The sequence below is a fragment of the Frankia canadensis genome (assembly GCF_900197875.1).
GTDB classification, from domain to species: domain Bacteria; phylum Actinomycetota; class Actinomycetes; order Frankiales; family Frankiaceae; genus Frankia; species Frankia canadensis.
Map to the genome: position 1 here is coordinate 19,105 of NZ_FZMO01000537.1, position 11,749 is coordinate 30,853.

Consider the following 11,749-nt stretch of genomic DNA (forward strand, 5'->3'; position numbering starts at 1 on the left):
AGGCCAGAGACAGCGCAGGCCAGGGACAGCGCAGGCCAGGGACAGCGAGGCCAGGGACGAGGACACTCGGCATGGTGAACGTGGGCAGAGCCATCTCGGGCAACCTGCGCGGCCTGCGGTCACGCGTGCGCGGCGACGACTCCGGCCGGACCGGGCTGTCCTCGCTCACCGAACTGTCCTTCGTCAACGCCGCCGGTGACGCGCTCGTCACCGTGGCCCTCGCCGGCTCGCTGTTCTTCTCGGTGCCCTCCGCCGAGGCCCGGTCGAAGGTCGCGCTCTACCTGCTCATCACGATGGTGCCGTTCGCGCTGCTGGCGCCGGTCATCGGGCCGCTGCTGGACCGGGTCGCGCACGGGCGGCGCACCGCGCTCGCCGCGCTGTGCCTGGGTCGCGGCCTGCTCGCCTGGCAGCTCGCCGGGGCGCTGGACGGGCTGGCCGTCTACCCGCTGGCACTTGGCCTGTTGGTGCTCTCCCGCGGCTTCGGCGTCGCCCGCAGCGCGGTGACGCCGCGGGTCGCGCCGCCCGAGATCACCCTCGTCAAGGTCAACTCGCGTATCTCCCTGGTGAACATCATCGCTGGGGCGATCATGGCGCCGGTGGGGCTGGGGATCGCGAACGCCCCCTTCGTCGGCTATCCATGGGTGCTGCGGCTGTGCGCGGTCGTCTACATGGCCGGCGTGCTGCTGGCCTTCAACCTGCCGGGGCACGTCGACTCGGCCGCCGGTGAGCTGCCGCTGCGCGCCGCGGTCGCCGGCGATGGCCGGCCGGGCCTGCGCGCCCGGCTGCGGGGGGCGCTCGGAGCGCTGCCGCTCGCGCTGCGGGCCACCCTCGTCCTGCGGGGTCTTGTCGGTTTCCTCACCTTCTACCTGGCGTTCCTGTTGCGCACCAAGGGTGGCAACAACCTGTGGCTCGGTGGTCTGGCGGTCGCGGCGGGCGTCGGCAGCGGGCTTGGGGTGTTCATCGGCGGGCGGCTCGGCCGGCGCCGGCCGGAGGGCATCCTCATGCTCGCCCTGGTGATGGCCGCCGGCGGCTGCCTGGGGGCCGCCGTCACCTACACCCGGCTCACCTCGCTGGTCGCGGCGCTGCTGGCCAGCATGGCCGGGTCGATGGGCAAGCTGGCGCTGGACGCGATCGTCCAGCGCGACATCCCCGAGGCGACCCGTAACTCGGCGTTCGCGCGGTCCGAGACGGCGCTGCAGCTCGCGTGGGTCGCCGGCGGCGCGATCGGGCTCGTCGAGATGCCCGGGACAGTGGGATTCGCGCTGGCGGCGGCCGCCGTGTGCGCCACCCTGTTCCTCCAGGCCGGCTCCCTGCGCCGGGCCCGGCTGGCCGCCCGGGTGCGCGCCCACACCCCTGCGCAGGCCGCCGCGCCCGACTGGCAGCAGGGACCGCCGGCCGGCCAGAGCGGATACCCGCTCGTCGGGCAGGCCGCCATGCCGGCGGTGTGGAGTGATCCCGCGGTCGCCGTCGCCAGCCCGATGCCGCCCTCCCAGCCGTGGCGGGCCGCACCCGAGGCCGTCCCGGCGACCCTCGAGGACCCGGCGCCCCCGGCTCAACCGACGCCGCCGGGGCGGACCGTGCCCGAGGCCGCCGGGCCAGACGCCACACTGCCGGGCGCGCCCCGCGGGCGCCGCGGACTGGGCCGGCGACACCGGGGCTGAGCCGGGCAGGGTCGGCGGCGGTAACCTCCGGGCGTGGCGCGCGCCGGTCCGACACCTGTGGGCTGGGCCTTGCGGGCATATCAACGCGAGTACCCCCGTTGTCCCGTGTGCAGCCCACGCAACGCGCACGGGGGGCCGCGCACCGCCATCGGCGCCACGCAGCGTCGCCCGTGATGCTATGGTCCGGCAACTAGTCCGATTTGCACCACATAGAAAACCCCGTGCCGTTACCTGGCCGTCCGGCGCGGTGGCATTCGGGCAGATCGACCGACAGCGCAGCACGACTATCAGCGCAGGACGGCCGAGGAGGACACTCCACACGATGATCCGGACCCGGTCGTGAGCCGCACCCTGATCGTCACCGCGGTGACCGCGGAGGCGGACGCGGTGTGCGCGGGGTTGATGGGCAGCTGGTCCCGAGGCCGGACCCGGCTGCCGGCCGGACCCGGCAACCTGGTGTCCCCGGACTGGGACCGCCAGCTGCTCACCACCTCCACGCTCGGCCCGTATGTGGGCCGGCGGCGCGGGCCAGTCACGGTCCTCGCCGCCGGCACCGGCGGCCCCGCCGCCGCCGCCGGCGCCGCGACGGCGCTGACCGTGGCGAACGCGGCCGGCCAGCCGTTCGACCTGGTACTCACCATGGGTGTCGCCGGTGGCTTCCGCGGCTGGGCGGAGATCGGCGACCTCGTCATCGCCGATCGGATGATCGCCGCGGACCTGGGCGCCGAGTCCGGCCTCGACGAGGAGCCGCCGCAGCCCGTCGGCCGCGTCAGCGAGATGGACCGCAACCTCGGCTTCCACAGCGGCGGCGCGCCGACCCACCGCGCGGGCGACGGCCGGCCCGTGGCCGACGCCGCCTTCCTCACCCTCGATGACCTGGGGCTCGGCTCGTCCACCGCCCGCCCCGAGCCGGAGCTGGTGTCCCGGCTGGGGACGGTGCTCGAGGCGACCGGCCGGCGCATCGTCACGGGTACCGTGGCCAGCGTGTCGACCGTGACCGGGACCGAGCGGCGGGCCGCCGCGCTCACCGAGTGGCTCGATCCGGTCGCCGAGGCGATGGAGGGATACTCCGTGGCCCTGGCCGCGCGGGCGTTCGGCGTGGCCGCCGCGGAGATCCGGGCCGTCAGCAACCCGGTGGGCCGTCGGGACCGGGCCGGCTGGAACCTGCCGGCGGCGCTCGCGAGCCTGCGCACCGCCGCGGCGGCGCTGGTCGCCCACCCCGAGGGTCTCGTCGCCGCCGAGCCGGTGGCGTCCTCCGGCGGCGGCGCCACCGTGAACGGCAGCGGAGGCGCGCACTGACCGACACGGCCCGGGAAGGGGCACGGATGAGCGGACACCAGGCAGGCGACGCGGGCGACGCGGCGGAGACGACGGCGGCCGCGGGCTGGGGCGCGCTGTCGCTGGCGATCTCCCCCTGCCCCAACGACACGTTCGCCTTCCACGCCCTCGCGCACGGGCTGGTACCGGGCGCGCCCGCCGTCGAGGTCACCTTCGCCGACATCGACGTGCTCAACGGGCGGGCCGCGCAGCGGCGCGACGACCTCGTCAAGGTGTCCTACGCCGCGCTGCCGTGGCTGCTCGCCGACTACCAGCTGCTCACCGCCGGCGGCGCGCTCGGCCGGGGCTGCGGCCCGCTGGTGCTCACCGCCGGGCGCGCCGACCTGCGCGGCGCCCGCGTCGCCATCCCCGGCACCCGCACCACCGCCTACCTGCTCTTCCGCCTGTGGGCGGTCGACCAGGGCGTCGCGAGCATCGACGTGCTGCCGTTCGAAAAGATCATGCCGGCGGTCCGCGACGGGCGGTACGACGCCGGCCTGGTCATCCACGAGTCGCGCTTCACCTACCCGTCGTACGGCCTGACCGCGCTCGCGGACCTCGGCGACTGGTGGGAGGCACGGACCTCGCTGCCGATCCCGCTCGGCGCGATCCTCGCCCGTCGCGAGCTGGACGGCGCCGCGCTGTCCGCCGCGGTGCGGGCCAGCGTCGCCGCCGCGTTCGCGGATCCGGCCGCCAGCGCCGACTACGTCCTCGCCCACTCCCAGGAGCTGGCACCGGACGTCGTCGACGCGCACATCAAGCTGTACGTGAACGAGTTCAGCCTCGACCTCGGTGACGAGGGCTTCTCCGCCATCGAGACGCTGCTTACCCAGGCCGCCGACGCCGACCTCGTCCCCCGCCTCGCCCAGCCCCTGCGCTGACCCGACCACCCGCGGGCGGCGCGCGGCGGCGAGGTCCGTGTCTCGGCGGCGTCCCGGGTCGCTGGCGGGACCCGCGGTCCTGGCGGTAGGCGCCAGGGCATCTGAGCTGCGACACTGCGGTCATGCCGGAGCTGCCGGAGGTCGACGCGCTCGCCGCCTTCCTGCGTGACACGGCGCTCGGCCGGGTCGTCGAGCGGGTCGAACCCGTCGCCGTCAGTGCCCTGAAGACGTTCGACCCGCCGCCGTCGGCGCTGCGCGGGGCCACGCTGGCCGCGGTGGAACGGCACGGCAAGTTCCTCGACCTCGTGTTCGCCACCCCGGACGGGGAACGGATCGACCTCGTCACCCACCTGGCCCGCGCCGGCTGGCTGCGCTGGCGGGAGACCCAGCCCTCCGCGCCGGCCCGGCCGGGCCGCGGTCCGCTCGCGCTGCGGGTGGTGTTCGACGACCGCGGCGGCTTCGACCTCACCGAGGCCGGCACCCAGAAGCGGCTGGCCGTCTACCTGGTCCGCGAGCCGGCGGAGGTGCCGGGGATCGCCCGGCTCGGCGTCGACCCGTTCGCCCCCGAGTTCACGGTGGCAGCACTGGCGGAGATCCTCACGGCGGCGGGCCGAGGCCAGCTCAAGGGGGTGCTCACCGACCAGTCGCGGATCGCGGGCGTCGGCAACGCCTACTCCGACGAGGCGCTGTGGGCGGCGCACCTGTCCCCGTTCCGGCCGGCCGGCGGCCTGGGCCCCGCGGAGGTGGCGACGCTGCACGAGGGGCTCGTCGGTGTGCTCACCGAGGCCCGCGACACGGCGCGCGGTCTTGGCGCGGGCGAGCTGAAGGCGGAGAAGAAGGCCAACCTGTCCGTGCACGGCCGAACCGGGCTGCCCTGCCCGCGCTGCGGCGACACGATCCGCGAGGTGTCGTTCGCCGACCGGTCGCTGCAGTACTGCCCGACCTGCCAGACCGGCGGGCGCCCCCTCGCCGACCGCAGACTGTCCCGACTGCTCAAGTAGGTGGCAGGATGGTGGCGTGAGTTCTGACCAGATCCCGGCCGTCAACGTCGACGACCTGCCTGCCGACCTGTCCGCGGCCGGCGCACCCCTGCTTGTGGACGTCCGCGAGCCCGACGAGTGGTCCGCCGGTCACATCGCCGGCGCGCTGCACATCCCCATGGGCGAGCTCGCCGCCCGGCTCGACGAGGTTCCCCGCGAGCAGGACGTCGTGGTCGTGTGCCGATCCGGGCGCCGCTCCGCGGCCGTCACCACCTACCTCGCGCAGGGTGGCTGGCAGGTTCGCAACCTGACCGACGGGATGGTGGCCTGGGCGGCCCGCGGCCGACCGATGATCAGCGAGGCCGGCAGCGCCCCCACCGTCCTGTGACCGGTGCCGGTCAGCCGGCGGCCTCTGCCGCCGGCTCCTCGACCCGCACCTGATAGTCCTCGATCACCGGGTTCGCCAGCAGCGTCGCGGCGAGGTGCTCCACCCGCGCGAGGACCGCGCCATCGGCCTCGACGCCGTCCGCCAGCTCCAGCTCGAACCGCTTGCCCTGGCGGACGCCGACGATCCCGCTCACCCCGAGCCGGGGCAGCGCGCTGAGCACGGCCTGCCCCTGGGGGTCGAGGATCTCCGGCTTGAGCATCACATCCACCACAACCCTGGTCACATCCGCGGACACTACCGGCCCGGCGGCCCGGCGGGTGCGCTTTCCCGGCCGGCGCGGCGGTCGGTCTCACAGCGGTCGGTCTCACGGCGGGCTCGCGGTCGTGGCCATGCTGCCCGCGGCGGCGGCCAGTGCGGCGGACACCACCGCGGTGCCGCGCGGAACTATTGCCGACCGCCCACCGGCTCCCTGCGCCGGCGCCTAGGCTCGGACGGTGGTGTCCTGGCGCGCGGCGTCCCCGGTGATCGGCTTCGACCTCGACCTGACCCTGTTGGACGCGCGCGACGGCATCCGGGCGAGCCTCGCCGCGCTGTCCGCCGAGACCGGCGTGGCGGTCGACGCCGAGCTCGTCGTCTCCCGGCTCGGTCCGCCGCTGGAGACGGAACTCGCCAACTGGTTCCCGGCCGCCGACGTGCCCGCCGCCGCGGCCCGCTACCGCCAGCTGTACGCGGTGCACGCGCTGCCCGCCTCCGCACCGATGCCCGGCGCCACCGAGGCGGTCGCCGCCGTTCGTGCCCTGTCCGGGCGGGTGGTCGTCGTGACCGCCAAGGCCACCGCGCTCGCCCGGGCGAGCCTGCGGCACATCGGCATCCACGCCGACGTGATCGAGGGCGACCGGTTCGCCGACACCAAGGGCGTCTCCGTGCTCGCGCACCAGGTCGACGTGTTCGTCGGCGACCACGCCGGCGACATGCTCGGGGCACGCCACGGCGGCGCCCTCGCCGTCGGCGTCGCCACCGGCCCGCACGCGGCGGACGAGCTGCGCGCCGCCGGCGCGGCCATCGTGCTCGCCGATCTCCACCAGTTCCCGCCGTGGCTGGCCGCCGAGGCGGCGCGGCGCCGCTGACCACGTCGATGACGACCACCGGCGACGACAACCGCTGACGGCGACACCGCTGACGCCGGCGGTCACCGGCGGCGATGGTCACCGGCGGCGATGGTCACCGCCGCGGGCCGCCGCCCGCGCCCGCCTCGGGCTGCGGTGCTCAGACGATCGGGGCGCCCTCGCCCTGCTGGTTGGCGCCTCGTTCCACGTGCTCGCGGTAGCTCGCCGCGTCACGCTCGCTGACGGTGAGCCCGTCGGCGGCTCGACGCGCCCGCGGGTCGTCCGGGCCGCTGTCGGCGCCGAGCACCGCCTCGTCCCGGGCCCGGCCGCGCTCGGCCGCTTCGAGGTCGTCCCGGGTACGGAAGTCCTCCGGGATACGCACGTCGTCGTGCTCGGGAATCGCCATCGGTTCGCCTCCTGTCATCGGGGAGGGGCCGGATGCCCGGCCCAGGGTCAGGACCAGGCATGCCCGCGGTCTCGCGGCGATAACACGGGCGCGGCGACGGTCACGGGCGAGGTCTGTCCGACAGCCGATCGCTACCGAAGGCCCACGCGTGGTGCGGTCGGCGGATAGCCTGGGATTCCCCGCGCTTTCGTCGCGTTGTCCTGTCGTTACTCAGAACGAGGTCGCCCGTGCCCACCGGCAAAGTCAAGTGGTTCGACGTCGACAAGGGCTTCGGCTTTCTCAGCCGTGACGACGGCGGCGATGTCTTCGTGCACAAGGCCGCGCTTCCGCCCGGTGTCGACCGGCTCAAGCCCGGCGACCGGGTGGAGTTCGGCGTCGCCGCCGGTCGGCGGGGGGACCAGGCGTTGTCGGTCCGGCTGCTGTCCGCGCCGCCGTCCGTCTCCAAGGCGGCCGCACAGGCGGCCCGGCGCAGCCCGGACGAGCTGCACAGCATGGTCGAGGACATGATCAAGGTGCTGGACGACGTACAGCGTGACCTGCGCCGCGGGCGCTACCCGGACCGGCGCATCGCGCAGCGGGTCGCCAAGGTCGTGCATGCCGTGGCGAATGAGCTGGAGGCGTAGGCGCCCGGGAGCCGGCGCTCACGGCGGTGTCGGCGGCAGGAAGCTCACCCGGCGGCCGCAGCCGGTGCACACGGCCACCTGCGCGCCTGGCTCGTCGTCCGAGGCGACGAGGTGGGTCAGGGGGACCGGCCCGTCACACCATGGACACAGCAGCCACGGGCCGTCGACCCGCCGGGCGCCGACGCCGTCGTCGCCGGTCAACCGCCCACCGCCGCGCCCGCCGTGGAGCATTCGGACTCCGCGCCCACGCCGCCCACGTCCATCCACCTACGATGCCCCATTTCGGACCGCAGGTGACCCGCGACCGCAACACATTGTCGTTCTGCCGACCCAAGCGCCCGCCGAGGTGCCCGCGCGTGCCGGGCAGCACCGATCGTGCGGCAGACTGCGAACGACAGAGACAGCGCGGAACGTCGGCATGGACGGTGACGGCGGCGGCAGGACCCTGGGTCAGATCAGGAGCTGAGAGGCATTCGTGTGACGAGCAGTGGGCAGCGATCGTGATCACAACCGTACGGTGCTGACCATGGTCGACGACGCCGCGGGCCGTACTCCCCGCCGCCGCGAGCCGGGCGACCCGCTCAACCCCCACGAGCCGCGGTCCATCGGCCCCTACACCCTGATCAGCCGCCTGGGCGTGGGTGGGATGGGCACCGTCTATCTCGCTCGTAACGCCGCCGACCGACGGGTCGCCGTCAAGGTCATCCGGCCTGACCTGGCGGCCGACGAGGAGTTCCGGCGCAGGTTCCGGGCCGAGGTCGAGGCCGCGCGCCGGGTCGCCCCCTTCTGCACCGCCGAGGTCCTCGACGCCGACCCCAACGCACCCGCGCCCTACCTGGTCACCGAGTTCATCGACGGGGTCCGGCTGGACGAGCAGGTCGACCAGGGGCCGCTCGCCTCGTCGACGCTGACGGGCCTCGCCGTCGGCGTGGCGACGGCGCTGACCGCCATCCACAGCGCCGGGCTCGTCCACCGCGACCTCAAGCCCAGCAACGTGATGTTGTCGCTGTCCGGCCCCCGGGTGATCGACTTCGGCATCGCCCAGGCCCTCGACGGCGCGAAGGCCAAACCGACGGCCTGGGGTTTCGGCTCCGCGGGCTGGATGGCGCCCGAGCAGGTCCACGGCCAGCCGATCGGCCCGGAGGCGGACGTGTTCGCCTGGGGCATCCTCATCGCCTACGCCGGCACCGGCCGGCACCCGTTCGGCGACGGCTCGGACATCGATCTCGGCATGCGCATCGTCGGGGCCCCGCCTGATCTGGGTGGCCTGCGCGAACCGCTGGTCAGCCTGGTGAGCGCCGCCCTCGCGAAACACCCCGACGACCGGCCGAGCGCCCGGGAGCTGCTGCTGCGGCTCATCGCCCAGCCGCCGGCCCGCGGCGGCGGCTCCCACGGCCCGGCGATCGGCCAGGTCGAGGAGCTGCTCAGCCGCACCGGAGAGGTGCCCCGCCCCGCGCCGACCCGGATCGGCCCGGCCACCTCGGCACCGGCGCGCCGCCCGCCGTGGAACGGCGGCGCCGTTCCCCCCGCCCGGCCCGAGCAGGCCGGCCCACCGGGCCGCTCGCCCGGCATGGCCCGCCCCGGTCCGCCGGGCGGCGCCCCGATGGGCCCGGGTGCCGCCCTCGGGCCTGGCACCACGCTCGGCGCGGGGAGCACCCTCGGGCCAGGAGGCAACCGCGGCCCGGGCGGCACCACTCTGGGACCCGGCCGCACGGCCTTGGGCCCCGGCGGCGCCGCGGCGGGTGCCCCTCCGGGCGCGGCGCGTCCCCGCGGCGTGCCCTATCCGCCGGGCGTCGATCCGACCGGTGGTCGGGGTGCTCCCGTCGGCGGGCCTGGTCAGGCGCCCTACGCGGGGCGCCCGGCGACGGCGGGTCCGGGACCGCTCGGCGCGCGCGGGCCGACCGGCGTACCGAGCCCGGCCGGGCCCCGGGACGCCGGGCCGCCGGGAGGACGCCCCCGCGGCGCGGCCGGACCGTGGATCGCCCCGGGGGGCCAGGGCGCCCCGGGGACCGGACCGCTACCAATGCCCGGTCCGGGGCCGGTCCCCGGTGGCGCGACGGGTGCCGGGTATCCGCCCTACGCGCAGCCGGCGCCGGCGCGCCGCGGACCGGACCGCCGACAGCTCGCCCTGATCGCCGGAGTCCTGCTGGCAGCGATCATCGGCATCGCGATCGTCGTCCTCCTGCCGGACCGGGGCGACGACGGCCAGCACGCCGGCTCGCAGTCCGGCGGCACCGGCGCGGCGTCGACGACCGCCCCGGGCTCCGCGCAACCCAGCACCATGGCGGGCTTCGGCAGCACGGTGACCGACGGCGGGCTGCAGTTCGTCGTGGCCGGTCTCGACTGCTCGGCGACCCAGATCGGCGACGGCCTGCTGGCGCTGCGGGCGAACGGGCGGTTCTGCCAGGCTCGCGTGACGGTGCGCAACACCAGCGGCACGAGCGTCGCCCTGGACAACACGGCCCAGCTGCTGTGGGACAACCGCGGCGAGCGACACGAGGCGAACTTCCTGGCCCGTTTCAAACGGCACGAGGACCTGTGGGACGCGATCGACCCCGGGGACACGAAACAGGGCACCCTGGTCTTCGACGTTCCCCAGGACGCCGTGCCCCAGGTCCTCGAGCTGCACGAGAGCCCTCAGAGCCCCGGGGTGAAGATCTCCGTCCGCTGACCCCGCCGCCGCGCCCCGGCCTCAGCCGATCGGCGCCGGTCCCTCCCGGGCCGCCGTGTCCTCCGCCAGGGCGGCGAACGCCGCGGATGGTGCCGGCAGCTCGCCGTTGCGGTCATCCGGCCGGAAGCCCGCCAGCGCGATCTCCAGGGACCGCCACCACGAACCCGGCGCCACCGTCTCGGTGAACTCCGTCACCGTACGCAGGGACCACATCAGGACGAGCAGGTCCGCGACCACCACGTCGGCGCGCACGGAGCCGGCCCGCTGCGCCGACCGCAGCATCTCCGCCACCAGCGGGAGCACCTCGGCGACCAGCGCCCGCCCAGCGGCGCCCTGCCACATCCGCGGTGTCAGGAACAGCCGATGGCAGGGATCGGCCAGCAGGACCCGGGACAGGTAGACCCGCAGGGCACGCTCGGGCGGCTCCGCCGCGGCGACCTCCACCGCCAGGTCCCGGATGCCGTCCGCCGCGGCCAGCAGGATCGCCTCGACCAGCGCGTCCTTGTTGGAGAAACGCCGGTACAGGGTGCCCATCCCGACCCCGGCGCGGCGGGCGATCTCCTCCACGCCGACGTCGACCCCACGTTCGACGAACAGCTCCCGCGCGGCCTCGAGGATGCGGGCGCGGTTGAGTTCCGCGTCCCGCCGCAGCGGCCGCGCCGACACCGCCGGGGCGATGTCGGTGGCGATCGCACCGGCCTGGGCGCTGGCGGATCCAAACATGGGAGCACACTGTAGGGGATTGTGCCGCTACAGTCCGATGTTTCGCGGCAAATCATCCTCCGTGCCAGCGTGCCCGCAGCACAAGACGCATGACAGGCCGCTAACGTGACTGTTTGCCCGAAGGGGCACAGGGCGGGTCGGCTGCGTGGTCGCCCGCCGGTAGCGGATCACCAGGGCAGTAGCGGATCACCAGGGCAGGGGTCAGGTGCGAGGCAGGCGTCAGGCGCGAGGCGCGGTCGTGGGTACGAGCGGTGGATCGGGCCGCGGCAGGCCGGTGGGCGCCATCGGGTTTGCCGCGATGCTGGTACTGCTGGCGCTGAGCCTGACGCTGACGGGCTGCGACAGCCTCGGCGACCAGGCGGGCTCGGGCAACGCCGGCGGCGAGGCGGGGGCCGGGGCGGAAACGGGACTGACAGCGGGCTCGTCCGGCGGTTCGGGGACGGCCCTGGCGCTGCTCGCGACGCTGCCCGTCCGCGTCGAGGACAACTCGCCGAAGTACAGGCGCGACGCCTTCGGAACGCCCTGGTCGGATGTCGACCACAACGGCTGCGACACCCGCAACGACATCCTGACCCGGGACATGCGGAGCACGACGCTACGCAGGTCGGACCACTGCACCGTGCTGACCGGCCAGCTCACCGACCCATACACGACGCGGATCATCCGCTTCGACCGCTCCCGCAACGCCTCGGCGGTGCAGATCGACCACGTCGTCCCGCTGGCGGACGCCTGGCGAACCGGCGCGTTGGACTGGACCGACGCCCAGCGCCTGCAGTTCGCGAACGACCCGGAGAACCTGCTGGCTGTCGACGGCCCCACCAACCAGCGTAAGAGCGACCAGGACGCCTCCGAGTGGCTTCCACCGAGCCCCGGTGCCCAGTGCCCCTACATCGCCCGCCAGATCGGACTCAAGTCCCGCTACCACCTGTGGGTGGTGGCGGCCGAGGCCACCGCCATGCGCCAGATCCTGCAGAAATGCCCCACCCAACCCCC

Annotated in this window: 13 protein-coding genes; 9 read left to right on the forward strand and 4 right to left on the reverse strand. The window is 75.0% G+C overall.

From position 1 onward, the window contains the following. Positions 1-71 precede the first annotated feature (71 nt). The 5 genes from C1A33_RS29800 (at position 72) to C1A33_RS29820 (ending at position 5,227) form a co-directional block, all read left to right on the forward strand. Positions 72-1,661 (forward strand): MFS transporter, encoded by a 1,590-nt coding sequence (locus C1A33_RS29800; protein ID WP_101835410.1) that lies wholly within the window; start codon positions 72-74, stop codon positions 1,659-1,661. 339 nt (positions 1,662-2,000) lie between these two features. Further along, positions 2,001-2,960 carry a futalosine hydrolase gene (gene mqnB, locus C1A33_RS29805; RefSeq protein ID WP_101835412.1) on the forward strand — a complete coding sequence of 320 codons (960 nt, stop codon included), beginning with the start codon at positions 2,001-2,003 and terminating at the stop codon, positions 2,958-2,960. A gap of 26 nt (positions 2,961-2,986) precedes the next feature. Beyond that, on the forward strand, positions 2,987-3,859 hold the full coding sequence (locus C1A33_RS29810; protein ID WP_243408069.1) for a 1,4-dihydroxy-6-naphtoate synthase: 873 nt from the start codon (positions 2,987-2,989) through the stop codon (positions 3,857-3,859). Between the two features lie 122 nt (positions 3,860-3,981). Beyond that, entirely contained in the window at positions 3,982-4,860 is an 879-nt protein-coding gene (locus C1A33_RS29815) for an Fpg/Nei family DNA glycosylase (protein WP_101835413.1), read from the forward strand. A gap of 16 nt (positions 4,861-4,876) precedes the next feature. Continuing rightward, entirely contained in the window at positions 4,877-5,227 is a 351-nt protein-coding gene (locus C1A33_RS29820; protein ID WP_101835415.1) for a rhodanese-like domain-containing protein, read from the forward strand. Positions 5,228-5,237: 10 nt separating this feature from the next. Here C1A33_RS29820 and purS read toward each other — a convergent pair whose 3' ends face one another. Next, positions 5,238-5,510 (reverse strand): phosphoribosylformylglycinamidine synthase subunit PurS, encoded by a 273-nt coding sequence (purS, locus tag C1A33_RS29825; RefSeq protein ID WP_101835417.1) that lies wholly within the window; start codon positions 5,508-5,510, stop codon positions 5,238-5,240. A 211-nt stretch (positions 5,511-5,721) separates the two neighbouring features. Between purS and C1A33_RS29830 the strand changes: the two genes are divergently transcribed. Then, a complete protein-coding gene (locus C1A33_RS29830; protein ID WP_101835419.1) occupies positions 5,722-6,354 on the forward strand; it encodes an HAD family hydrolase in 633 nt (210 codons plus the stop codon). Positions 6,355-6,493: 139 nt separating this feature from the next. Here the strand turns inward: C1A33_RS29830 and C1A33_RS29835 are convergent, their stop codons facing one another. Continuing rightward, positions 6,494-6,739 (reverse strand): hypothetical protein, encoded by a 246-nt coding sequence (locus C1A33_RS29835; protein WP_101835421.1) that lies wholly within the window; start codon positions 6,737-6,739, stop codon positions 6,494-6,496. Between the two features lie 227 nt (positions 6,740-6,966). Here C1A33_RS29835 and C1A33_RS29840 point away from each other — a divergent pair, with 227 nt between their 5' ends. Next, the gene (locus C1A33_RS29840; protein WP_101835423.1) at positions 6,967-7,362 is read left to right on the forward strand and encodes a cold-shock protein; all 396 of its coding nucleotides are present in this window, start codon (positions 6,967-6,969) and stop codon (positions 7,360-7,362) included. 18 nt (positions 7,363-7,380) lie between these two features. Here the strand turns inward: C1A33_RS29840 and C1A33_RS29845 are convergent, their stop codons facing one another. Then, complete coding sequence (locus C1A33_RS29845; RefSeq protein ID WP_101835425.1) at positions 7,381-7,593, reverse strand: hypothetical protein; 213 nt, start codon at positions 7,591-7,593, stop codon at positions 7,381-7,383. A gap of 295 nt (positions 7,594-7,888) precedes the next feature. Between C1A33_RS29845 and C1A33_RS29850 the strand changes: the two genes are divergently transcribed. Then, entirely contained in the window at positions 7,889-10,033 is a 2,145-nt protein-coding gene (locus C1A33_RS29850) for a protein kinase domain-containing protein (RefSeq protein ID WP_101835436.1), read from the forward strand. A 21-nt stretch (positions 10,034-10,054) separates the two neighbouring features. Here C1A33_RS29850 and C1A33_RS29855 read toward each other — a convergent pair whose 3' ends face one another. Then, positions 10,055-10,756 (reverse strand): TetR/AcrR family transcriptional regulator, encoded by a 702-nt coding sequence (locus C1A33_RS29855; protein ID WP_101835427.1) that lies wholly within the window; start codon positions 10,754-10,756, stop codon positions 10,055-10,057. 298 nt (positions 10,757-11,054) lie between these two features. Here C1A33_RS29855 and C1A33_RS29860 point away from each other — a divergent pair. Beyond that, a partial coding sequence (locus tag C1A33_RS29860; RefSeq protein WP_101835437.1) for an HNH endonuclease family protein occupies positions 11,055-11,749 on the forward strand: 695 nt, incomplete at its 3' end.